The sequence below is a fragment of the Sphingomonas fucosidasi genome (assembly GCF_036663855.1).
Taxonomy (GTDB): Bacteria; Pseudomonadota; Alphaproteobacteria; order Sphingomonadales; family Sphingomonadaceae; genus Sphingomonas; species Sphingomonas faeni_B.
Genome location: NZ_JAXOJR010000004.1, coordinates 198,125 through 223,430, shown reverse-complemented (window position 1 = coordinate 223,430; position 25,306 = coordinate 198,125). Strand labels below are relative to the sequence as shown.

Annotated in this window: 15 protein-coding genes and 1 other annotated feature; of the genes, 11 read left to right on the top strand and 4 right to left on the bottom strand. The window is 60.2% G+C overall.

Annotated features, from left to right (window positions below):
- Positions 1 to 233 precede the first annotated feature (233 nt).
- Positions 234 to 950, bottom strand: a complete 717-nt coding sequence (locus U1737_RS09190) for an IS6 family transposase (RefSeq protein WP_332796539.1) — start codon at positions 948 to 950, stop codon at positions 234 to 236.
- Between the two features lie 209 nt (positions 951 to 1,159).
- On the opposite strand from U1737_RS09190, the gene U1737_RS09185 reads away from it, so the two are divergent.
- The 5 genes from U1737_RS09185 to U1737_RS09165 all read left to right on the top strand — a co-directional run bounded on the left by U1737_RS09185 (position 1,160) and on the right by U1737_RS09165 (position 13,633).
- Complete coding sequence (locus tag U1737_RS09185) at positions 1,160 to 3,907, top strand: SdiA-regulated domain-containing protein (protein ID WP_332796538.1); 2,748 nt, start codon at positions 1,160 to 1,162, stop codon at positions 3,905 to 3,907.
- A gap of 340 nt (positions 3,908 to 4,247) precedes the next feature.
- Positions 4,248 to 9,380, top strand: a complete 5,133-nt coding sequence (locus U1737_RS09180; protein ID WP_332796537.1) for a Calx-beta domain-containing protein — start codon at positions 4,248 to 4,250, stop codon at positions 9,378 to 9,380.
- Positions 9,381 to 10,351: 971 nt separating this feature from the next.
- Positions 10,352 to 11,308, top strand: a complete 957-nt coding sequence (locus U1737_RS09175) for a GGDEF domain-containing protein (protein ID WP_332796536.1) — start codon at positions 10,352 to 10,354, stop codon at positions 11,306 to 11,308.
- 1,022 nt (positions 11,309 to 12,330) lie between these two features.
- The gene (locus U1737_RS09170; protein WP_332796535.1) at positions 12,331 to 13,032 is read left to right on the top strand and encodes an N-acetylmuramoyl-L-alanine amidase family protein; all 702 of its coding nucleotides are present in this window, start codon (positions 12,331 to 12,333) and stop codon (positions 13,030 to 13,032) included.
- A gap of 469 nt (positions 13,033 to 13,501) precedes the next feature.
- Positions 13,502 to 13,633: a hypothetical protein gene (locus U1737_RS09165; protein ID WP_332796534.1), complete on the top strand. Its 132-nt coding sequence runs from the start codon at positions 13,502 to 13,504 to the stop codon at positions 13,631 to 13,633.
- 36 nt (positions 13,634 to 13,669) lie between these two features.
- Here U1737_RS09165 and U1737_RS09160 read toward each other — a convergent pair.
- Positions 13,670 to 14,901 (bottom strand): IS3 family transposase gene (locus U1737_RS09160; RefSeq protein WP_443027106.1). Its coding sequence is split into 2 segments (ribosomal slippage): positions 13,670 to 14,604 and positions 14,604 to 14,901, totalling 1,233 coding nucleotides; the frame shifts between segments, so codons are not numbered across the junction.
- Positions 14,501 to 14,617 (bottom strand) — a sequence feature (AL1L pseudoknot). (Overlaps the previous gene by 117 nt.)
- Before the next feature lie 236 nt (positions 14,902 to 15,137).
- A complete protein-coding gene (locus U1737_RS09155) occupies positions 15,138 to 15,641 on the bottom strand; it encodes a GAF domain-containing protein (RefSeq protein ID WP_332796532.1) in 504 nt (167 codons plus the stop codon).
- 331 nt (positions 15,642 to 15,972) lie between these two features.
- Here U1737_RS09155 and U1737_RS09150 point away from each other — a divergent pair, with 331 nt between their 5' ends.
- Positions 15,973 to 16,455, top strand: a complete 483-nt coding sequence (locus U1737_RS09150) for a DUF4142 domain-containing protein (RefSeq protein WP_332796531.1) — start codon at positions 15,973 to 15,975, stop codon at positions 16,453 to 16,455.
- Between the two features lie 115 nt (positions 16,456 to 16,570).
- On the opposite strand, the gene U1737_RS09145 is transcribed toward U1737_RS09150, so the two are convergent.
- Positions 16,571 to 16,912: a hypothetical protein gene (locus tag U1737_RS09145; protein WP_332796530.1), complete on the bottom strand. Its 342-nt coding sequence runs from the start codon at positions 16,910 to 16,912 to the stop codon at positions 16,571 to 16,573.
- A gap of 21 nt (positions 16,913 to 16,933) precedes the next feature.
- On the opposite strand from U1737_RS09145, the gene U1737_RS09140 reads away from it, so the two are divergent.
- The 5 genes from U1737_RS09140 to kdgD all read left to right on the top strand — a co-directional run bounded on the left by U1737_RS09140 (position 16,934) and on the right by kdgD (position 25,294).
- A complete protein-coding gene (locus U1737_RS09140) occupies positions 16,934 to 17,245 on the top strand; it encodes a hypothetical protein (protein WP_332796529.1) in 312 nt (103 codons plus the stop codon).
- A gap of 703 nt (positions 17,246 to 17,948) precedes the next feature.
- Positions 17,949 to 20,858, top strand: a complete 2,910-nt coding sequence (locus U1737_RS09135) for a TonB-dependent receptor domain-containing protein (RefSeq protein ID WP_332796528.1) — start codon at positions 17,949 to 17,951, stop codon at positions 20,856 to 20,858.
- A 354-nt stretch (positions 20,859 to 21,212) separates the two neighbouring features.
- Positions 21,213 to 22,892 (top strand): DUF885 family protein, encoded by a 1,680-nt coding sequence (locus U1737_RS09130; protein ID WP_332796527.1) that lies wholly within the window; start codon positions 21,213 to 21,215, stop codon positions 22,890 to 22,892.
- 119 nt (positions 22,893 to 23,011) lie between these two features.
- Complete coding sequence (locus U1737_RS09125) at positions 23,012 to 23,887, top strand: transglutaminase-like domain-containing protein (protein ID WP_332796526.1); 876 nt, start codon at positions 23,012 to 23,014, stop codon at positions 23,885 to 23,887.
- Between the two features lie 468 nt (positions 23,888 to 24,355).
- On the top strand, positions 24,356 to 25,294 hold the full coding sequence (kdgD, locus tag U1737_RS09120) for a 5-dehydro-4-deoxyglucarate dehydratase (RefSeq protein WP_332796525.1): 939 nt from the start codon (positions 24,356 to 24,358) through the stop codon (positions 25,292 to 25,294).
- The last annotated feature ends 12 nt before the right edge of the window (positions 25,295 to 25,306 follow it).

The following is a 25,306-nucleotide window of genomic DNA, read 5'->3' as shown; positions in this document are numbered from 1 at the left end:
CGCTTAAATACGTAGCCTAGATTACAACTAAGGCTGCGCAAGTCAGACCGGGGAATACATAAGGGTTCCCCGGTTTTCTATTGGCGGTGAGCGTGCCGAGCGGCTTGGGTCAGGCTGCCTGCCGATCTGCCTCGTAAACTCGGTACACGCCGCCGGCATCACGCTGCCACGGAGGTGTCAAACAAAGTCGAACTCGTCTCTACTTGACGAAGCTATCGCAGCGGGCTCGGTTTTCAGCTCGCGAGGCACCGCCACTCCGCCTGGGCGGCGGAGCGTCGTTTCTTGTAGGTGGTCCGATCGACGAGGTGACGTTCGAGGCTGAAGTAGTTGTGGAAGCCGGCATGGACAGAGGCGAACTTTTGCAAGGTCTTCATTTGTCTGAACCGCGACATCGCTCGCTCTCGTCGTCGGAATGGGAGATGCGAGTTCTCGACCCGGTTGTTTGCCCAGCGACCTATCTCCTGCCGCTCGGCGTTGCCCAGATCGTTCATTGCGGCCTTGTAGGATCGTAGGCCGTCGGTCGTGATGACTGCGGGGCTTCCGTGCCGCTTCAGGGCTTTCCGCATGAACGTGAGCGCCGCCGCCTTGTCCCTGGTCGTGGTGACGAAAGACTCGAGCACTTCGCCCTCGTGATCGACGGCGCGCCACAGGTAGCGCATCTCGCCTCCGATCTTCACGTACATCTCGTCCAGGTGCCATTGCCAGTGGCAGAAACCACGCATCCGTGACACCCGCTGTCGACGGATCTCACTGGCAAACAGCGGACCGAACCGGTTCCACCACAGACGTACCGTCTCATGGGTGATATCGATGCCGCGCTCGAACAGCAGGTCTTCGACGTTGCGCAGCGATAGCGGGAAGCGGACATACATCATCACGACAAGCCGGATCACCTCCGGCGACGAGTTGAAATAGCGAAACGGGCTGGAAGGTTCGGCGGGACGTGGCATCCGCCCCGCCTACCCGCCCTCCCCTAACGATCGGTGCATTTGGTCTGACAGTGCCGTCAGCAGTTTGTCACAATCGATGGTTAACACGTCTTCTTAGTTTGAGGTCGCTCGCGGCAGATGTGCAAAGCCTGCTGATTCACCGTGCGACCCTCATTCTGCGGCTCGGTCGCATTGGCTAGGGTCGTCAGAGCTATCCGGGGGAGATTTTTGTGGACCTGTCCAATTACGTTCGCGTCGGTCGCTACGACTTGCCGGAGCCCACCCGTACTGCCGCGCCGGCCGGTAATCTGCTGGGGCAGGAAGCGTCGGGCGTCGCTTACAACTGGGACACCGACACGCTGTTTATCGTGGGTGACGGTGGCCGATCTGTGACGGAAGTCAGCAAGACCGGCCAGTTGATTAGCACGATGACGTTGTCGACCGGCAGCAGTCCGCAGGGCACCGCCTTTTACGATCCCGAAGGCATCACCTATATTGGCGACGGCCAGTTCGTGATGACCGAGGAGCGCGACCGTAACGCGGTCAAATTCACTTATGAGGCCGGCGGAACACTGGAGCGCACCGAAGCGCAGATCGCCAACCTCGGCACTTTCGTCAACAACATCGGGCTGGAAGGGCTGACCTACGATCCGATCACGGGGGGCTTTATTTTTGTAAAGGAGATCAGCCCCGAGGGCATCTTCCAGACGACGATCGATTTCGCCACTAACATCGCCAGCAACGGGTCGGCAACAACCCAAAACAGTGCCGATCTCTTCGATCCCGCCAAAGCCGGCCTGAGCGATTTCGCCGACGTGTTCGCGCTGTCCAACCGGCCGGGCGGCGTCGGTCAGGCCGATCAGGACCATCTACTCGTACTTAGCCAGGAGCAGGGCAGGATCGTAGAAGTTGATCGCAACGGCAACGTCTTAAGTACGTTGCAGTTGGCCTCAGACGCGGGCAATCCTCTCAGCCTTGCCGATCAGCAGCACGAAGGCCTGACGGTCGACAGTAGCGGCATCATCTACGTTGTCAGCGAGAATGGCGGCGGCGACATCAACCATGCTCAGCTATGGGTCTATGCGCCAAGCACGGCAACGAACAGCGCGCCGACCGCGCTTGCGCTTCAAAATTCGGTCGCGGCGATTGCGGAAAATGCCGTCACGGCGTCACGCATCAAGGTCGCCGACGTGATTGTTACCGACGACGGACTGGGCACAAATGCGCTGGCTGTCACCGGGGCAGATGCCGCGGTCTTCGAAGTTGACGCAACGGGCCTCTATCTCAAAGCGGGCACCGCACTCGATTACGAAACGAAGGCTAGTTATTCTGTGATCGTGACCGTCGACGATCCGACGGTCGGTGCTACGCCCGACGTAAGCACGGCGTTTACGATTGCGGTCACTGACGTTGCCAATGAGGGCGGACCGGCGAGCGTCTTTATCTCCGAAGTGGCGCCATGGGCCAGCGGCAGTGCACCTTATGGTGCCGACTGGTTCGAGGTGACGAACGCCGGAACGAGCGCGGTTGCGGTCGCCGGCTGGAAGGTGGACGATAACTCGAACAGCACGGCCAATGCTGTGGCGCTGAACGGCGTCGCGAAAATCGCCGCTGGCGAATCAGTGATCTATGTCGAGGGGACGGCGCAGACCGCCGCCGCCTTCGTCGCCACATGGTTCAGCGGCAACGTGCCTGCGGGGCTGCAGGTCGGCTATTATTCCGGCAGCGGCATCGGTCTGAGCACCGGTGGAGACGCACTCAACATCTTCGACGCGCAGGGCAACCGGCTGGCGGGAATCGCCTTTGGCGCCTCCGATGCCACATCGCCCTACCAGAGCTTCGACAACAAGGCCGGGCTGAACGCGACGGCGCTGCCACTCCCCGTCGCCTCGACCCTCAGCGAGGTCGGCGTCAATGGCGCATTTGCCGCCGCCGGCGATCCTGCTGAGATTGGCTCCCCCGGCAGTGCCGGCAAGCTTATCATTACCGAGGTCGCCCCATGGTCCAGCGGCAACGGCCCAATCGGTGCGGATTGGTTCGAGGTCACAAACACCGCTTCCTTCGCAATCGACATCAACGGCTGGAAGGTGGACGACAGTTCGCAGTCACCGATCGCGGCGGTGGCCCTAAACGGGATTGGATCAGTCGTAGCAGGCGAGTCGGTCATCTTCCTGGAGACGAACGATCTGGCAACTGCGTCTCGCGCATTCATCGACACCTGGTTCGGCGGCTTCGCTCCTGAAAACCTTCAGTTCGGCAGCTATGGCGGGTCGGGCGTCGGCCTCAGCACTGGCGGCGACGCGCTCAACCTGTACGACGCAAACAATCGACTGCGTGCGACAGTATCGTTCGGACAGTCCGTCAACAACGCCACGTTCGAAAACCCCTCGTTTCAAGACAATGTCACGCTGGCGCAGATCAGTGCAATTGGTGTCAACGGCGCCTACACAGCCCCCGGCGATACCGCGGAGATCGGGTCGCCCGGTGGTCAAGCACTGTTGGAGCTCAACCCCGTCGTTGGCACAAGTCGTGGGAACGCGCTGGTCGGCGCCGACAATGCCGATTTGCTGACCGGACTCGCCGGGAACGACGATCTGAGGGGCAACGGCGGGTCTGACATCCTGATCGGTGGCGCCGGTAACGACACGATGCGGGGCGGCAACGGCGGCGACGTGTTCGTGTTCAGGGCCTCGGACGGCGCGGGCCGGGACCGCATAATCGACTTTTCGTCAGAGGACATCCTACTGACGGACGTGCAGATCTTCGATAGCAACGAAAACGGCACGATCACATTCGGTCGCAATAAGGCGCTTGATCTGGCGGGTGGTACGGTCGTGACGATCACCAGCGACACGGGCGCAGGCATTCGCTCGCTTGAGTATGACGGTATTTACCACGACGATGCGACCAATCGGGACTATTTCGTTTACAGTTTGCAAGGTTCGTCAGCCGGCCTGGAATCGTTCGGCAATTTCTGACCCGGAACGTTTTCACTAACCGCACGGTAGGGGCGCACTGCGGGGTGCGCCCCTACACGCGTTAAGCTCGATCGAGAACTTTAAGGCCGAGACAGTAAGCGGTACCCTTCCTGATAATTAAGGCGGCGGACCGCGAGGGCACGAAGCCGGCACGAAGATCAAACTGCGCAAGTAGCATTCCTCGATCGCCACGCTCGCCAACAGGCTGGGTGGCTTGGTGCATTGTGCAAATGTTCCGGACCGTGGCGGAGCGCGCGGCCAGATCGACTTAAACCGACCCTCGCCAAATTGGTGGCATCCTTAACATTTTAGATAAAGAAACTGTCATGTTCGCGGGCTAGTGCTTCGCATCCTCGAACGACCATCGGCGATCGCATGCGCCGGGGGAAAACATCAGTTGGTCGGGGTTTGCGAAATAGGAGGGCAGGACATGGCTAGTTCAGGTGATATCGCGTTCGTTGGTTATGGTGCCGATACCGATGTCAAATCGTTTGCCTTCGTACTGCTGGCCGACCTGTCCGGAGAGACGATCACCTTCACGGACAACGGGTGGCGGGCCGCCGGTGGCTTTCGCACGGGCGAGGGGACGGTCAGCTACACTGTCCCTGCCGGAACGGCGATCGGTACGGTCGTGACAATCTCGGGTCTGAGCGGTTCGTTCAATCCATCGACGACGGGCGACTCGATCATCGCCTATGTCGGCGATGCAGCGAACCCGACGTTCCTGTTCGCGGTCGATTTCGCCGATGCCAACACGGCCTATGCCGGAGATGCAACCAACACTAACACGACTGCTGTGCCGACGGGTTTGACCTTTGGCACCGACGCGCTGGCATTTGCGGAGGACAATGCCGCCTATTCAGGGCCGCTCAATGGCTCCAGGGCGGAAATTCTAGCGGCGATCGCCGATGAAACGAACTGGACGGTCAACGACGCGGCCGGCGTTGCCTATCCTGCAAGCTTTGCGGTCGAGACTGGCGCAGCCGGTCAGTTCAGTGTCGCCGACGTCTTGGTGGACGAGGGGAATGAAGGCGTGACCGAGATGGTCTTTACCGTCGAACGCATCGGCGGCAGCACCGGCGCAGCCACGGTCGATTATGCCGCGACGTTCGGCACCGCCGATGCGGCCGACGTGGCGAGCTCCCTGCCAGCGGGTACGTTGACCTTCGCCGATGGTGAAACCAGCCGAACGGTACGGATCGCCGTGAGCGGCGATACGCAGTTCGAAGCGGACGAGACGATCGCCTTAAGACTGTCGAACGGAGCCGGTGCCGGCATCGCTGACGGCGAGGCGACGGGCACCGTTCGCAACGACGATATTGCGGCTGTGGCGGCGCAGCCGTGGATCAACGAGTTCCACTATGATGACGCAAGCGCGGACGAGGGAGAGTTCATCGAGATCGGAGGGGTCGCAGGCCTTGATCTGACGGGCTATTCGATCGTTCTGTACAATGGCAATAACGGAGCGGCCTACGGCACGATCGGTCTGTCGGGAATCATCGCAGATCAGCAGAACGGCTTCGGCACGATAAGCGTTGCTGCCACCGGCCTGCAGAATGGCGCACCGGACGGCCTTGCGCTGATCGGTCCGAATGGCGTCGTTGAGTTCCTAAGCTACGAAGGCAGTTTCACTGCGGTGGGTGGTCCTGCCGATGGGCTTACCAGTACCGATGTCGGCGTGATCGAGATGGGTGATGCTGAGGGCTCATCGATCGGCCGCGTCGGATCGGGCGACGAGGCGTCCGACTTCACCTTCGCGCTGATTTCCGACGACACCCCCGGCGCGATCAACGCCGGCCAAAGCTTCTTGGCAGCGGTTCCGCAGCTTTCGGTGACCAACATTAGCTTCTCTGAAGGCAATGCCGATAGCAGCACCGTCCAGTTCACCGTTGTTCGGAACGGTGCCGAAGGCGCGTTTAGCGTTGATTACGCGACCGCCGACGGCACCGCTACCTCCGGTGCCGATTACGTGAGCACTTTGGGCACGCTGACGTTCGAGGCGGGGCAAGATAGCGCCATCATATCGGTCACCGTGCTGGGGGATACGCTGGCTGAGGGCGATGAGACCTTTTTCCTCAACCTGACAAACCCGACCGGCGGCGCGCAGCTCAGCGATGCGCAGGGGCAGGCCATTATCCGCAACGACGATGACCTCCCGCCGTCCGTGTCGATCAGCGACGCTAGCGTTATGGAAGGGGACAGTGGGCAGGTTTTCGCCACCTTCACCGTGACACGCACCGGCGGTGAAACGCCGTTCTCGGTCGCATACCAGACGGTCAGCAATACTGCGACAGTCGGGACCGACTTCGATGCAGCATCGGGCGTGATCGAATTTGCCGCAGGCCAGACTACCGCCACGATCAGGGTCGCGGTTAACGGCGACGAGACCCCCGAAGCCAATGAGACCTTCTTCGTGTCGCTGTCGGATGCAACGGGCGGAGCGACGCTGCAGGACGCGTTGGGTCAGGGCACCGTCCTGACTGACGACGTCTTCGCCATCCACGACGTTCAGGGTTCAGCGCACTTCAGCGCGCTACTGGCGTCGGACGGCGTGACCGGCTTCAACACCCAGTCAACGATCACCGTCACCATTCAGGCCGTCGTCACCGCGGCCGACGGCGTCGGCGCACGTCAGGGCTTCTACCTGATGGAGGAGGAAGCCGACTGGGACATCAGCGCGCTGACTTCCGAAGGTATCTTCGTGATGACACGCGACGATAGCAACAACGGACGCACGCTCGCGTCGGTCGCGCCTGACCTTCGGGCCGGCGACCTGGTCACCGTCACCGCGCACATTATGGAATACCAGGCCTTCGGCAACCTGCCACGTACGGTGTTGATGGGGATCGAGGGGATCACGGTCGACGCCCGCAATCAGGCGTTGCCGACGCTGGTGCTGGACGGATCGGATGGGCGTGCCATCCCGAATTCGATCCTAACCGATGAAGTGCCGAACTATTTCAATACCGGCACCGCGCCCGGTTTTGACCCGGAGAATGACGCGCTCGACTTCTTTGAGACCATCGAGGGCATGCACATCACAGTGCCCGACATGGTGGCGGCGGACGGCTTCGTTTCGACCACCGGCGGCGATCCGTACTTTAAGGCCTATTCGACCGTCCACGCCGATGCCGACCAGATCAACAGTCGCGGCGGCTACACGGTTGCAGGCGATCCCCCGTTATCTCCCCCGAACACGCCCGATGACACCCAGGACGATACGCACAGCGGCGGCAACTACCTACACGATGGCGACGTCAATCCGGATATCTTCGAAGTCGATTTCTCCGACTTCGCAACATCGGCTCCCGCCGGTCTGATTGATATTGTGTCGATGGGCGACAAGCTCGGCGATGTCACCGGCATCCTCGAATTCGACTTTACAGATCTCAAGCTGTTCGTGACGGAGCCGGTGACGGTCGTAGAAGACACGACGCCGGTTCAGGAGGTGACGTCTATCGTAGCGGACGAGCGGGCACTGACCTTCGCGACGTTTAACGTCGAGAATCTTGACCCTACGGACGGCACTGCGCGCTTTGCTGCGCTGGCGGACGCGATCGCCAACAATCTCGGTGCACCCGACATCCTCTCGATCGAGGAAATCCAGGACAATAACGGCGCCGCTGCGGGCGATGGCATATCCACCACGGGCACGGATGCGTCGCGCACCTGGGAGCTACTGATCGACGCGGTCAATGCCGCGACGGGCGAGCGTTACCAGTGGGTGGACGAGGCGCCCGTGTACAATGCCGAAGGTGGCGAGCAGAGCGGCAACATCCGCGTGGGCTTCCTGTACAATACTAACCGCGTGCAACTCGGCAACCTGACCGCCGATGCGAGCCTGGCCGAACGTCGCGCTTTTACCGACCGCATCGGTGACGGCGTTCGCGATGCGGGCGACGCCATCGCCTTCGACGACAGCATGATTGCCGGCCAGATCAACACGACGGACTGGACGAACACGCGCAAGTCGCTGCTGGGCGAATTCACGTTCAACGGCAACGCGGTCTATGTCACCGCCAACCACCTGCCCTCGAAGGGCGGGTCGGGTCAGTTCTGGCAGTTCGATCAGAACATCAACGTAGGCCAGCCGGAGAACGCAGGCTGGGAGAAGCGCAGCGAGATCGCCGACGATATCTGGCACATGCTCGATACCGTACAGTCCGGATCGTCGGGCAACCGCATCATCGCAGGCGGAGACTGGAACGACTTTTACTTTTATCGTCCGCTCGAGGCGGCGACCGGCTATGTCGACGCGAACGGAAATGCCCGTGAAGGCGGCGCGCGCTTTGACAACCTAACGGTCACTGAACTGACCGAGGCAGAGCGCTACACTTACGCCTTCGACGGACGCAGCCAAGCGATTGACCACGTTCTGGTCGACCAGCAGCTTAGCGCCGTTGCCAGCTACGACGTGGTCCACATCAACACCGGCTATAATAGCCAAGGCGGTGTTAACCCGGCGCTTTCAGATCACGATCCGGCGTTGGCGCAGTTCGATTTCCGCAACTTTGCCGAGACGTTGAACGGCACCGCTGGTGTAGATCTCCTACAGGGGTTCGGCGGCAATGACCGGTTGTCGGGCAACGCCGGAGACGATGTGATCGAGGGGGGAGCGGGCGACGATCTGCTGACCGGCGGTCTCGGCAGCGACGCGCTAAGTGGCGGCGCAGGCTCTGATACGTTCTTCTACGACGCGAACGGCGCCGGCGGATCTGATCGGATCATTGATTTTGGCAGCGACGATTTTGTGGTCACCACCACCGCCTTCCGCGACGGCAATCGGGACGGTATTATTTCCACCAGCCGCAATGGGCTGTTCGACCTGGCGAGCGGCGGTACGGTGGCTGTCGCATCGTCGGCGGGCGGTACGGTCCGCTCCCTTGAATATGACGGCGTGTTCGTCCGGGGCGGAACGTCCTATTTCGTGTACAGCGACGTCGGATCGGCGACTGATCCAAACCGGGCTGTGGCGCAGTTTGCGAACGATGCCATTGGCGGCGGTAACGAGACCCTAAACGGCACGAACGGAAATGATAGGCTCGAAGGGCAGGACGGCAACGATCGCATCTTCGGGCTGGCCGGCAACGACACGTTGGACGGCGGCGAGGGCAAAGATCTGCTGGTCGGCGGGCAGGGTAGCGACGTCCTGATCGGCAGCGCAGGGTCTGACACGTTCCTATACGAAGCGACAGGAGCTGGCGGACGTGATCGCATTGCCGATTTTTCGGACAACGATTTCCTCGTCAGTCTGACCGCACTACCGGACGGCAACCGCGACGGCATCATCGCCGCCGGTCGCGGCAACGTGTTCACGTTCGGGAATGGTTCGGTCGCAATCGAAAACGAGGCCGGCGCTGGCGTCCGGTCGCTGGAGTTCGACGGCACGGTGATGCGCGATGGCGCGTCCTATTACGTGTACAGTCTTGTTGGCTCGATGTCAGATTCGTCGGGAGCGGTCGATCGAATCTGACGCCTAAAGGATCGGCAGAAGGCGCGGGCCAAAAGCTTGCGCCTTCTCTACCCGCAATTGATGATACAAGCTTTCCAGCTTAAAAGAAAAGGATGACGCGTCGCGCTGCCCTATGCATCACGTACGTTTATAAAGTAGCGGGTGTTGGAGGAGTGATGCGGTACAGGGCAGTGGCGCGGTCGTGTGGTCAACTACCTCTTGATCGCTCCGGTGCTGCGCGCGGATTAGCGGCTCGCAGGTATAGCGCAGGTCGAGTTCTCGGGTTTTCCCAAGCCAACGCGCTTTCAGTAGGAAACCACCGATCAGCGATCACATGCCAAACTGGGAAGCGAATGGGCGCCGCCGCCTCGTCACAGGGTATTAGCTCACAAGCATATGTAAACGCTCAGTTATTTCCGGTGCCTCACTAGCCTTCGTAAATGGGGGTCACAGGTTCGAGTCCTGTAAGCGGCACCATCCTTCTTTAAGCTACATAACGTTGGTCAGCAGTATGTTTCCTACGGGAGGCGGTCTAGCTAGGCTATTCGTTTTGGTCCTACGTGGGACGCTTTGGGTAGGATGTCATGGCCATGCTTCGCTTAATCTGTGTGTCTGCGTTGGCTGGACTGGCGGCTGTGGCCCCCGCATCGTCCCAAATCGTGCTCGTGCCCGATCGGCAGCTTCTGGTGGGCAAGTACCACTTCGAGGAAGCGGGTTTGAACGTCGACTTCTACCTCAACGCGAATAGACAGCGCGGTACCAGGTCAGCGCAGGGCGCGCGGTTGGCTTTTGGGCTGCCCCACGCAGTTGGACTCATATCTACGACAAGCCAGGATTTGCGAGGTTGGAGAAAAATCGGAAGGTCGCGTGCTTCTGTTAATCGATCCGACCAACGCGGGACAGCCATTTTTCCGAAGGCAACATTATCTCAAAATTTAGTCTATTTTAAGGAAAAATGCGTAAAACAGTCTAGAACAGCGTGAGTGCGAGCATTGACCAAGAAAGATAGTATCGGCGAGAGAGCTATTCAATTTCTTGACGCGCAAAAGCTCGATCACAGTCCGGAACATTACGCATTTGCCTACCAATACCTTTCGGGTGTCGACCGAGTATTCTCAGAAGCTGTCGATCGTGAGATTGAAGGGGGCGTACGGTTGCGACAGGAGGCGGTACGCGCGCTAACGCCACAGAGCAATTGGCCCTTCGCTGGTGGAATGTTCGATCAGCTGACGACCCAGTTGCTCGCGCTGCTGACTAAGGTTGCCTCAGCCACCAACGGGCTGAACCAAGACCTGACGCGGACGGCAGCGAACCTGGTGTCGGCCGAACCTCAACAGGTCCGCAAGCTCGTCATCTTCATGATCGAACGCACGGCTGAGGCCGAAACCTCGCTGTCAGCAGCCTTGCAACAAGCGCAGGTGCTACGCGACACGCTGAATGGCGTGAACGAAGAGGTGGGCCGCGATCCGCTAACCGGTCTGCCGGGATACGAGTCGATGGTGCAGCGATTGGAAGCGAGCATCGCGGCGGTCGGCAATTGCTCCATCGCAATCATCGATGTCGATCAGTTAGGTGCCGTTCCATTGCATGGCCCTGAAATGAGCGAGCGCGTTTTGAAGGCAGCAGCAATGACACTAAAGGATGCGTGTTCACCCTATCAGGTCGGGCGATGGGGCGATGCTTCGTTCATGATGCTGATCGACGATCCCGACCTCGTGACGGGCATCGCGAAACTGGAGCTCGCCTGTGCCAACATGGGTGCGCGGCAATTGAAGCTACGTGAGAACAACGAGCTACTGGGACAGGTCACGCTATCGGCCGGCGTGGCGGCGACGCGGGGGCGGTCGGCGAAAGACGCGACCGAAGCGGCGATCCGACTTTCCCGTAAAGCCCAGCGACGGGGCGGAAACCACGTCTTGGCCGAGGCACAGTTGATTACAGTTACATAAAAATTCGGCCGATCTATTTTCCAGAATACTCTGCATTCCCGCAGTCCGTAACGCAACAGATTGCGGAATAATTAACTGAAGCACACGTAGAAGGCAGCATGAATTTAGCCCGAAATATCTCTTCTCGCGGCGTTGCGCTATTGGGCAACTGGTTTGGGACCAGCCGCGAGCTCCCTTTTATTGACGTGGAACCGGTGCTTGAGTTGGCGCGCGTACTGCACGAGAAAAATCGGACTCCGTATTTGCTCGAGACTGATGCGGTTTTGAAAACAAGCGGTACGAGGGCATGAGTGCCGACGCTGATCAGACGGCGCTGAACAAATACCTTGCGGAGTGCAGCGTGAAGGATCGGGCGCGTTACTTCTTGCTGTTGAGCCAATGGGCTGGCGGCAATGCCGGCGCAGGCGACCCGAAGGTTCCCGGCCGGCACGATGAAACCGAGGAACCAACTACGCTATCCCGCGATCGATAAGGCAAAAGCAATCGCCTGCTTTACGGCACTCTTGCGGGGATATAAACGGCGATAGCGGACATATCGGTGCTTCCGGGTTGATTGCACAATTGGCTCTCGATGTCGAACGCGCACTTGGCTCTGGTCCTATAGGCGAATGCTATGTCCAGCAGCACGCGCCGACTATCTTGACCTGAGTGGCTGGAGATCAGTGGTTGTTACGGCAATTGGACCATGTAGAGCGCCTCTCTGCCGGCGGCGCTCTACCGCCTGTTTGAATTTGACGGCAAGTTTTGCCGGGGAGACTTTCCGCTCCAAGCTTCGATAGTAGGTCAGCGCCGCAGGAGTTAGATGGCCTTTGACCACCATTGTGGTCGGTCGCACTATGCCTGGAATGCCGTCGGAGACGAGTTCAATCTCGAATGACCCATCATCATCTACCACTCAGAGACTCCCCAAGGTGTTCGACATGAATCTCGACGCCGAGTCGGTTCAAGTCAAGCTGCCAACGTCCCGCTTTTGACAGAGACTGTGGTATGATTAAGCGTCGCCGCAGGGTATCCGTTAAACGATGATCGTTCTAGCTGCTTTGGCAATATCAGTTGGCCAGTGCACAACACCGCGCCGCGCATCCGACTTTACGGTCGTCGTCGACGCTGGACACGGCGGCAGGGACGTTGGCGCTTCTGCAATTATACCCGGCAAATACGAAAAGCAGGTAACCCTTGCAATTGCCGCCGCCCTTTCGAAAAAGCTCGCCCTTCGGAAGGGTTTGTCAGTGGTCATGACCAGGGCTACGGACCGCAACCTTACGCTGGGACAGCGGCGGCAGATCATCGGGTCCTGTACGCCAGATCTTGTTATCTCTGTTCACGCCGACAGCGGTCCTAGTTCTGCGAGCGGTCCATCCGTGTACGTCTTGAACGACGCAGGCGAAGCTATCGTCGTCAGCCGCTTGATGCGTTCGGCTCGCTCCGTAGATCACGACGACGACACTGCTTTTATCCTGGCCAACTTGAGCCAGCGGGGGTCGATGAACTTTGCGGTTCAGCTGGCCGTAAAAATTAGAGCGGCGCTTGGTCGGGGTGATGCAAACCCGAGGGCAATCAAGACGGCAAACTTCGCGTTACTCAAGGCGCCCGGGGTTCCGTCAATTCTGGTAGAGACTGGCTATGTCACCAGTCGGATTGACGCAACAAGACTGTTCGATACGAATCATCAAGCCCTGATAGCGGATGCGATCGCTTCATCGATTCGTCCGGAACGACGTTAGATCTACGACTTACTTTGAAATTTCCTAACTGACGTTCGCTCGGGCTCGCTACTGACTTCGCGGCGTCACGTCCGAAGCCGTTAGCGCTCTGAGTCAGCTACCTAAATCACGTGATTGTAAGAATCTTCCGGAAAATCTAATTTACAACCAAAATAGATCATGGTTAATTCGTTTTGGCTGAGTATAATTTCGCTACCTTCCGGAGCACGGGGCGATGTCGGGACAGCTGTATCACGAGCAGACCAATTACTATCGCGAGATAGCATCGCGAGCCATTTCGGACGAGTATCGCCGATGGGCAATTTATTGTGCCGAACTGCTCGATGCCCAAGCAGAAATGTACGATTTATTTGGACGATGCCCTGACATCAAACTGCCGGTTCGGCCCTCACCGGGCAGTTAGTTGCCGGACGGCTCGCCCGCTGAAGGCCTTGGGGTGACGTGGCCAAACGCCGCCGAGATTTACTTCATGAGCGGCGGCAAGAACGGGGCCAGGCTAGAAGACGGGCTGATTGTGGGGGAGGTGAGCATTCAAAGAGATGCCGACGGCAAGGAGCTGGCGACGTTCATCGCAAAGACCGGCGGGCCGAACAGCTACTGAACCGCCCCGGGTCTGCCGGAGGCCTTGGGTTGTGAGTCATGCTGCCATATCGATATTGTCCGCGGCAGCATAATATTGATCTTCGGCTTCGGCGGGCGGGATGTTGCCGATGGGCTCCAGCAGCCGACGATGGTTGAACCAGTCAACCCATTCGAGCGTGGCGTACTCGACAGCTTCGAAGCTGCGCCAGGGTCCGCGTTGGTGGATCACCTCGGCTTTGTAGAGTCCGTTGATCGTCTCGGCCAAAGCGTTGTCGTAGCTGTCGCCGACACTGCCGACCGACGGCTCGATGCCGGCCTCGGCGAGGCGCTCGGTGTACTTGATAGACACATATTGCGACCCACGGTCGCTATGATGGATCAGGCCGCCCCGATGGGTCGGTCGGCGATCGTGGAGCGCCTGTTCGAGCGCATCGAGGACGAAGCTGGCGTGCGCCGTCCTGCTGGCGCGCCAGCCTACGATCCGTCTGGCGTAGGTATCGATGACGAAGGCGACGCAGACGAACCCTGCCCAGGTCGCGACATAGGTGAAGTCCGACACCCAAAGCCTGTTCGGCGCTGGCGCAAAGAACTGGCGATTGACGTGATCGCGCGGGCATGGTGCCGCCTTGTCGCTGATGGTCGTACGCACCGGCTTGCCCCGGATCACACCTGCCAAGCCCATCTCATGCATCAGCCGTTCGACGGTGCAACGGGCGATCACAAAGCCCTCCCGCATCATCTGCCGCCATACCTTCCGCACGCCATAGACCGCGAAGTTCTCCGCGAACACGCGAGCAATCTCGGGCTTGAGGATCAGATCCTCACGCGCCCGTGCCGACAGACGCGATGGATCCTGTCGCTGCGCGACGTGCTCGTAATAGGTGGATGGGGCGATCGGCAGGACACGGCAGATCGGCTCGACCCCATAGGCATCGCGGTGATCGTCAATGAAAGCGATCATCTCCGGAACGGGCGGTCGAGCTCCGCCTGCGCGAAATATGCCGATGCCTTGCGCAGGATCTCGTTGGCTTGCCGTAGTTCACGGACCTCGCGCTCCAAAGCCTTTACCTTGTCGGCCACCTCGGTTGGAACACCGCCGCGCTTGCCGCTGTCGACCTCGGCCTTCTTCACCCACTCATGTAAGGTCTGCGGAACGCAGCCGATCTTCTCGGCAATCGATACCACGGTCGCCCACCTGGACGGGTGATCCCGCTCGTGATCAAAAACCATCCGCACCGCTCGCTCGCGAACCTCGGGCGCAAACTTGTTCGTCGTCTTGCTCGTCATGGCTCCACCTTCTCAGGAGTTGGAGCCTCCGACAAACCCGGGGCGGTTCACATGCCGGTTGTCAGCCGTATTGAAGAAGTATCGTGCCATCGTGATGTTCCTCTGGGCTCGCAAACGGGCACAGGGAGGTAAAGTTGCTACTTTTCACATGAGATGTGCTGCCGTGGATCAGCATGCAGCTTATCGTGCATCGTCCCGCTCCGCGTCCGGCGGTGCGTTAATAAACGATCCCATTCTCACGTAGATATGGTCCGTGGCGTTTGGGGCTGAATTGCAGGGCACTGCGACACTATGCTCGCGACGCGGTCCGCGAATTGCTTGAGCGTCGGTACCATGTCCGCCCGCGCCAGCTTGCGCGGATGGGGATCGATCGCGCACAGCGTTCCAAAAAACGTGCCGTCCGAAAGGATGATCGGCAGCGACACATAGCTCTTGAAGCCATAGAGCGCGGGCGCCGGGTGGCTGTTCCAACGCGGATGGGCGGAGACGTCGTCGATCACTACCGCATTGCCGGACTCGCGGATGTCGTTGCAGATCGTCGTCGAGATGCGCAACTCATCTCCCGGCGACATACCGAAGTCGATCTGGTCGAGAACCTGGCACGCAATCCAACGCGCCTCCGTTACGCGCGCGACCGCGACAAATCCCATTCTCGTGAGTGCCGCCACTTCCTCGAGAATGCGACGTATTTCGTCATCGTCGCCAAAGCGCGCAGCATCCGCAGCCAGTTCGTCGATCATATGTGATCCCCCAACCCAGTCGTAGTCACATATGATAGGCCTGACGAATCCTACTTAGTCGCAAGCGTACGTAGCCGTTCTGCCGACGGCAAATTTTTGACGTTTTGAGCTAGAAAATGGAAGATAGACCACAGTTCTAACATGCCATCATTCGCAAGAATTATTCAGATCCGCGGCACCCCCAGCGGCCTGATCGGTCACGTGATCGGCGTGAACCCTCGAATCGTATAAATCAAGATTAAGAGAGGGACGGGATGTCGATCGATAAGGGAACACTATGATCGACTGATCCCTTATCAACTTACGCAAATACAAGGCGTAGGAGAAGATTATGAAGCGGCTTATTCTCACGGCAGCGCTGATCGCTACCCCCACACTGGTAGCGGCACAAAGCGTGCCGTCCCCTGCTACCTATGTCATGAAAGCTGGCGCGTCGGACAAATATGAGATCCAATCGAGCAATCTCGTAATGGCCACTACGAAGATCGCCGAGCTTGAGCAGTTCGCCACGATGATGGTAAGCGACCACAACAAGAGCACTGCTGATGTGAAGGCCGCAGCTACGCAGTCCGGCCTGACGCCAAAGCCCCCGATGCTCGAGGCGATGGGCCGCAAGAATATTGCTGTGCTCAAGGCGTCCAAGGGACCAGCCCGTGATGCACTTTATATCAAGCAGCAGAAGACTGCTCACCAGCAGGCACTCGCCCTTCACCAGGGTTTTGCCACTTCCGGTTCGGCTCCCGCGCTAAAGCAGGTCGCGTCGACCATCGCGCCAACCGTTCAGCATCATATTGAGATGCTGGCGTCCATGTAAAGAATAACCTCGACCCGTTTCGGCGGGTCGAGATCTTTGATAATGCCTAACGGCAAAATTGCGCGACGGAGCGCTGAGCGCTGCCGTCGCTAGTCCCTAAGCTACTGTCGGATAGCTATTCCTCAGGCCCGCTTCGCGACGTGTCGAGGTCAATGTCCTCACCCGGATTACCGCCACCTGCGCTGGCCCCACTGCCGTGAACTTCACCCGTTTTGTTGTCGATATATGCTCGCTTACCAGCCTCGCGAGGAATATCCCTGCCGTCATCCCTTTCGACCGACTCGGCACCAGGCGCCCGGTCCCGGTTCTGTAGGTGACGCTCTGCGGCATGGTCCATGCTATCGTACTCGTCGCCCGAGTAACCATCACCTTTACCGAAACCGTCGTCGGCTGGGTTTGCGTCCTTGGATTTTACCCGGACATTTTCGTTAGGCTTCGGCGTGCTCTCGTCAGTCATGGCAACCTCTCAGTGTTGTTGATGACCAACGCACAACCGGCAGAAAGATCCGCGAATGTGATGAAGGCTTTGTTAGTTGACCGATACCGCGGTCGGCATAGCATCGCCTTGCCCATCAAGGGCTTGGAGATTGGCCACATGCGTACCCTGCTCGTCGCTGCCGCGTCTTTGTCGTTAATTGCCGGTGGGGCGCCTGCATTCGCCGCACCGTGCAAAGACGCCAAGGGACGCTTCACGAAATGCCCGCCCAAAGCACCGGCCAAGCCGGCCCGTTGCAAGAGCGCGAATGGCAAGTTTGCGAAATGCGGCACGGCTGGCGCCAAGCCTGTCTGAGGTGAGATGAGCGCGGGTGATCACGCCCGCGCTCGCTAGGTCAGTTTTTTGCCGGTACTGTGACAACCATTGTCCGCGTGGTGGCGACATCAACGATCGGCAGTTCTCAGGATTGAGAATGTCGGCGGCGAACGACTGAAATTAGTGTGCGTTGCAGCCCGGAAGGGTGATGTCCGCCTAACGGCGGATCTTGGCACAAGCCGATGTTCCCGCACCTCCCAACGAACGGCGTATGTTGGTCGGGAGCCGACGCCAGCAGTCCGGCGGGGCTGACCCATATTGACGACCCAGAAATGGACGCTCAGGGTGCCTCACCCCCTCCCCAAGTTCCGACGTTCATTCATGTTTGTGGCGTCGCCTGTCCGAGCAAACAATCGGCGCCTTGGACATCGTTTGGAATCACAGCGATCGGCCGCTTTTTTAATCCGCCCCCATGTTGGCATGGGAAACTCAGGCACATGAGCTCGACTTGCCGAGGTCTGGTGACCGGCAACGTTCCGCCGACACTCCGCTTCTTCGATCAAAGGCGCACAATTTGACGCCAACTCCCGCGCTAGCCACTTCGACACCAGATCCACATGATGTTGCAGATTTGCAACGGTCATTGAAACTTCGCAATAGACCAGCTCTTGCAAAATGACAGTCTATTGCGCCGCAGCAAATTTTCCGGGAGACCTCCGTAGAATAATAAGGGGGCCTAACAATGATGAACCTGACCACGCTGCGCTCGGGCATATGCCTGCCTGCTATGCTTCTTGCCGCGGCGGGCGCACACGCGCAGGCGGTGGACGTGGGACCCGCGGCAGCTGCAAGCGCTTCAAATAACGAGGCGGCAGACACACCCGACGACATCATCGTCACCGGCTCGCGCATCCGTCAGAGTCCTCTCGAACAGCGCTCCCCGGTCGTCACGCTCGATTCCGCCGCGCTCGCACAGACCGGCCTGACCTCGGTGGCGGACATCCTCCAGCGGCTCCCCAGCGCTGCGGGTGGGTTGAACACGAAGGCGAACAATTCGGGTAATATCGGCAACCCGCAGGATGGCGGCGGTGTCGGCGCCGGCTCGGCCGAGATCGATCTGCGGTACCTGCTTGCCAAGCGGACACTCGTGCTGGTCGACGGGCTTCGTTACGTCAACGGTGCGTCGGCAAGCGGCATTCCCGGCACTGTCGATCTGAACACCATTCCCAACAGTTCGATCGAGCGGATCGAGGTGCTGCAATCGGGCCAGTCGCCGCTGTACGGTTCGGATGCCATTGCCGGCGTCGTCAATATTATCACCAAGGCCAACCAGCAGGGACTGCGCATGTCCGGCCAGTTCGGTACGTATCGCGCAGGGGATGGGCATTCGTATAACGGCGACATCAGCTACGGCGTGAAGGGGCCCAAGACGTCGCTCGTCTTCGGCGGCAGCTATGTGAAGGAAGGCAGCGTCCGCACGAGTGATCGAGCCGGTTCGCAATTCCCCAACCCGGGGCAGACAACCTGCCTCGATCCTCGCGGCGGTTGCTCGGGCGCGGCTCTGGGCGGTCGCATCGTCTTTAACCCCGGCAACGCCGTCCGTCCGCAGGGCGGCACGCTCACGGTTCGCCAGAACGGCCTGACCAGTCGAGGTGTTTACGATCCAACGCTCGTGGGCGGCGATTTCCGCGCTTTCACCGCCTCGGACCGGTTCAACTTCTCGCCGTTCAACTATTTCCTGACACCGTCCGAACGCTACGGTGCTTTCGTCAGCTTTAAAGGCGAACTCGGCTCCGGTATCAATCTGCGGGTCAAGACGGTGTACAATCACCGCAACTCGCAAAACCAAGCCGCCTTCCTGCCTCTTAACGTTGGGCCCGATGCGGGAACAGGCACGCTCACCGACCGGATCTCGATCGACGTGACCAATCCCTTCAACCCGTTTGGCGTTACGTTGTCAGCTGGTGGTGCCGGGCAGCCCCCAGCGAACTATGCCTTGGTCGGACGCCGCCTCGTCGAGGCAGGCCAGCGCACCTACAATCAGAGCGTCGATACGATGTCAGTGACTGCAACGCTGGACGGCAAGTTCCAGGTAGGCGGGAAGACGTTCTACTGGGACGTGAACGCGGTTCAGGGCTTCAATGACGCTAAGCAGGTGTTCACGGGCAACATAAATACTCAGCGCCTCGCGCAGGCGCTGGGCCCGCTTTCGCAATGCACCGGCGAGTGCGTGCCGTTCAACATCTTCGGCGGTGCCGGTTCAATCACACCGCAGATGCTGGCCTTTGTTGGCTTCACTGAGCGCGCCAAGAGCAACCAGGAATTACGCGATTACACCGCCAACCTCACGGGTGAACTGTTCGACCTCCCAGCCGGTCCGATCGGGGTCGCGGTCGGCTACGAACATCGCTACCAAAAGGGATCGTTCACCCCCGACGCGTTGATCCAGGCCGGTTTTGGCGCTGACATTCCCGCTCAGGCGGCCAGCGGCGCGTTCAATTCCGACGAGTTCTACGGTGAAATCCGCGTTCCGCTGCTGAAGGACGTGCCGTTCTTCAGTTCGCTGGAAGCCTCGGGCGCGGTTCGCCATGTGAACTATTCGATCAGCGGAAGTAACACCACCTACACCGGTACGGGTCTGTGGAAGCCGATCCCGGATCTGCTGCTGCGTGCCTCCTATGCCACGGGATTTCGTGCGCCCAGCATCGGCGAGTTGTTCGGCGCGCAGTCGCGGTCCGATATCGGCATCCCCGATCCGTGCAGCAACATCCCCGGATCCCGCTATCAGGCGTCCGCCACGGTGCGGACCAACTGCGCGGCTAACGGCGTTCCCACGAACGGCAGCTATCAGGAACCGACCGGTCAGCTCGGCGTGACGACGGGCGGCAACAGGGCGCTCGCACCGGAAACCTCGAAGACGTGGCTGTTCGGCGGCGTGCTCAGCCCGGCGTTCATGCGCGAAAGCGGCCTTGCCAGCCAGTTCGCTCTGGAAGCCAATTATTACGACATCAAGGTGTCGGGCGCTATCGCCTCGACCAACCCGCAGGTTACGTTGGCACGGTGCTCCGAGGCGGGCGACGCGCTGAGCTGCTCGAACGTGGTGCGCAGCAGCAGCGGCCGCATATCGAGCATCGTCGGCCTGTTGCAGAATATCGGGCAGATCCGCACGCGCGGCATCGACCTGACGCTCAACTATCGTTCGCCTCAGACCGGCGCGGGCATCTTCGGCCTGTCTCTGAACGGTAACCACCTCATGAAATACAGCGAGACGACGCCAACCTCGACCGGGTTCAGCGCAATCAGCTATCGCGGCACCACCCGCGGTTCTCCGGACCAGTCCTACCCCAAGTTCAAGGGGACCGGCGTCGTCACCTGGAGCATCGCCGATATCGAGGCGTCGTTCACCGGCCGTTACATCAACCATGTCCGGGAGAACACGGGCGCCCGGCTGGACAACACCTTTTACGGTGACGTGCAGCTGACCCTCTCGCCCGCCTTCCTGGACAGGAAGTTCGATTTCACGGCAGGCGTGCGCAACGTGTTCAACCAGGATCCCCCGGCGTGCACCACCTGCACCGGTCCGAACTACGATCCCACGACCTATGATGTCCCGGGGCAGTTCGGTTACCTGCGCCTCTCTTACCGGATGTGATACGGCCATCCGATTGCTCAGGTGAGCTTGGATAGCCTGACCGAACTTCGAGGGAGGACGTCGCGCCTTCCTCGAAGTACGAACGACCTTCATTCGTCCGGCATTAGTTCAAGGACAACAGTTGGCGCAATCGGCGCCTTTCCTTGGATATCGTGCACCGACATCATCGCAACGACGCTTGCTCAAAATGCAACATTTTAAAGCAGGCAATATCTGCAGAACGGCAGCGACTGTTACTTCTAGATCTGCTTCGGATCGGATCCTCGGTCGCGCATCTAGACAGTGATCGGCAATGATGGCGCGGCCGTCAAACGGACTGCCGGGCTTCACAATGTGAAAGAAGGGCAACGCAAAATGCGGCTATGGACCTGGATCATCGGCCTGGGATGTCTTGCCGGCATGGCGACGGCACCCGCCGCCGCCGCGCCCGATCGCGCACCCCCGCCCGCCCCACTCGTTCGCCTGTTCGACGAGTGGCGCGCCGCAGCTGCACCGCCGCGACTGGATGGCGTGGCCGACTTCGGCCCGACCGCGCTCGCCGGGCAGGCCACGAAGCTCCGGCAGTTGAAGCATCGCCTCGCCGCCTTTGATCGCGCGGGCTGGCGCCCGGCAGCCATCGCCGATGCTGCCCTGATCGAAGCCGAGATGAACGGTCTGGATTTCGATCTGCGGGTGCGCCAGCCTTGGGCGCGCGATCCGAGCTATTACGCCACGGTTTTCGGTGAGGAAAGCGACGTCCCGGCGCATGAAGGACCATCCGCTGATACGATCGACCTGTTCCGCTACCGCTATCCGCTGTCCCCGGGCGGTGCCAGTGATCTGGCGAAGCGGCTGTCGGGGGTGCCCGTGTTGTTGGCGCGTGCTCGGGCTACATTAGCACACGGCAATGCCGCAGACCTGTGGCGCTACGCCGGTCGCGCGCTGGACGAACAGGCCGACGTGCTTGCGGCACTGGCCGCCGGCACGCTGACGATGCGGACAATCGACGGGCCGAAGCGGGGCACGCTGGCCGGTGCCGGCGCGCCAGTACGCGCCGCCGCCCTCGCCGCTGAAGCCGCAACTCGCGATTTCGCGCGCTGGGTCGCCTTGCAGGCGCCGACCAAGACCGGCCCGTCGGGCGTCGGCAAGGCTAACTACGACTGGTATATGAAGCACGTCCAGCTCGTGCCGTATGACTGGGACGAGCAGGTCGTGCTGCTACAGCGCGAACTCGATCGCGCCTGGGCTGGACTGGCGATGGAACAGGTGCGCAACCGTTCCCTCCCCCCTGCGACCGCGATCACCGACCCTGCCGCCTATCGCAGCTTTGCGGCCAAGCGGATGAAAAACTTCACCGATTTCATCATTGGCGTTGGCTTCGTGCCCGATCGCACCTTTTACCGCGCGGCGCTGACCGCACAGACGGTCGATTATATCCCGCCTGCAACGCGTAACTTCTTCCACCACGTCACCGCGCTCGATCCGCGTCCGCTCTATGCGCACGACATCCATTGGGTCGAACTGGCGCGGATCAGGCAGGAGCCGCACCCGGACCCGATTAGGCGGACGGCACCGCTGTTCAACATCTTCGCCGCGCGTTCTGAAGGGTTTGCCACCGCGTTTGAGGAACTGACGATGCAGGCCGGCCTGTACGACGATAGCCCGCGCGGTCGCGAGCTTGTCTGGATCATGCTCGCCAACCGCGCCGCGCGCGGGCTCGCTTCGCTGCACGTTCAAGCGAACACAATCGATCTGGCGGCGGCTGGCCGCTTTCATGCCGCATGGACGCCGCGCGGCTGGTCCGATCCCGACAATGTGCTCGTCGGCTTCGAACAGCTTCTTTACCTGCGCCAGCCTGGCTACGGTACCAGCTACGTCACGGGCAAGCTGTTGCTCGATGCCCGCATCGCTGCATTTTCGCAGGAAGCGGACCGTGCCCATCGTACGCCATCATCTGCCGCCGCGATCCTGTCCGATATCGCCGACCAAGGCATCCTGCCCTGGCCGCTGCTAGCGCAGCCGTCGGGCGACATCGCGCAAGCGGGGGCAAAGTAAGGTGCCCAAGACGGGCTCATTACGCAAGGACAGGCAACCACTAAGCCCGCCGCTGGTTTATGGTAAACATCATCGGCGGCCGGTCCGGTTCATCGCGGGTACTTTCTCGACGAGGCACTATGCTCATCCACGCTGGCTATACCCTGACCTTCGAGTGCAATGCCCCGACGCCGATTATCGCCATGCTCAATCTCCACCCGTCGCGACTGGCAGATTTGCGATCGCCTTACGAAATGTCCATCGGCGCTGCGACCGATCGGGAAGACTATCGTGATGCGTTCGGCAATATCTGCACCCGCCTGATGCTGCCAACCGGCATGACGACGATGTCCTGCGACTTCGTCATTGAGGATAGCGGCAAACCCGATCCCCAGTATCCCGCTGACCAACAACCGGTTGAGGAACTCCCGGCCGAGGTACTGACCTATCTATTGGGCAGTCGCTACTGCGACACCGACTGTTTGACAGTCGAGGCTTGGCGCCTGTTCGGCGGAACCGCACCCGGAGCGCCGCGCGTCCACGCGATCGTAGACTTCGTGCATCAGCATATCACCTACGGGTACTGCTACGCTCGCGCTACACGGACCGCTTACGAGGCTTTTGAGGAACGGGTTGGCGTCTGCCGCGATTTCGCCCATCTTGCAGTCGCACTATGCCGCTGCATGAATATCCCGGCGCGCTATTGCAGCGGCTACCTCGGCGACATCGGCGTGCCGCCCGTTGACGTCGCGATGGATTTCCATGCCTGGTTCGAGGTGTATCTTGGTAATTCGTGGCACGCATACGACGCACGGCATCGCATCCCGCGCACCGGCCGAATCTTAATGGCAGTAGGCCGCGATGTTGCCGATACCGCCCTCACTACCGCTTTCGGCTGGGCGCGGCTCATTCGCTTTGAGGTTCACACGGAAGAGATGTCAGGGCTTGCTCCGCGAATTGTACCACGTCACGATCCACTCCTTCCGCACGATGGCATCCTGGAACTCGTCGTTTAGTCTAGCGAACTCTGCGCTCCGATGCCGTCCCCTTTGTAATTGCCAGTCTAACCTGACCCAAGAAGCGACATTCGAGCGCCCTTCCCCGCCTCCCAACTTCGGCCATTCGTTCACGTGTTCGGCCAACGGCTCGCGGCGGCTAACCCAGCTGTCTGTACGGCATAAATGGGAGGCAGGCAGGCACTGCAATCGTGGAATGACATATCCTGGGGAAGTCGATTACCCAGAAATTCTTGAGTGGTCGTCCGATCTCAATGTCAGCCGTGCGCCAGTTTCGCTAGTGCGAGCGAATTCACCTGTTTCCCGGCGCGGCACCGACAGAAACGATCACGCTTTATCGAGATTGAGCTATTGGGCGCATCGATCGAGCGCGCCTTTGGTTTGGACCTGCTCCTTCATGCAACCTACCAAGATGCTCGAAATGGACGCGACACGAAAGCGGACCAGACGATCGAGGGGATGCACATTATGACGACCATGAGCCCGACCGAGATGGCGCAGCGCCTTGGCGGCGGATTGCTGTCGTTTCCCGTCACGCATTTCGATGCGTGCGGCGTCTTCGTCGAGGACGATTACCGCAAGCATTGCGCCTGGATGCTCGAGCATGAGCTGTCCGGCCTGTTCGCGGCAGGCGGCACGGGCGAATTCTTCTCGCTGACGCCAACAGAAGTAGCTCAGGTCGTCGGCGCTGCGGTGGCCGAGGCCGGCGGCCGGCTACCGGTGATCTCGGGCTGTGGTTACGGCACCGCGATCGCGACCGGGATCGCGCGCGACGCCGAGAAAGCTGGCGCCGATGGCCTGCTATTGCTGCCCCCCTATCTGGTCGGATCGAAGCAGGAGGGACTGGCCGCGCATGTCGACGCGGTCTGCAAGGCGACCGGACTGGGCGTGATCGTCTATAACCGCGACAACGCGATCCTCGACGACGATACGCTGGCCGGGTTGTGCGACCGCAATCCCAACCTTGTCGGCTTCAAGGATGGCGTCGGTGACATCGAACTGATGACGCGCGTCTATGCGCGGATGGGCGACCGGCTGACCTATATCGGTGGCCTGCCGACCGCCGAGACGTTCGCGACCCCGTATCTGACGATGGGCGTCACAACCTATTCGTCGGCGATCTTCAACTTCCTGCCGGAATGGGCGCTGGCCTTCTACAAGGCGGTGCGTGCCGACGACCGGGTCGAGGTGCTGAACCAGCTGCGCGATTTCGTGCTGCCCTACATCACGCTGCGCAACCAGGGTCGCGGCTATGCGGTGTCAATCGTCAAGGCGGGCATGCGCGTTGTCGGGCGCGATGCCGGGCCGGTACGCTCGCCACTGACCGATCTGTCGACGGCCGAGGACGAGCGGCTCCGCGTGCTAATCGAGAAGGTCGCCCCCGCCGCTCTTGCCAAGGCGGCGTGACAGCTAGCGAAA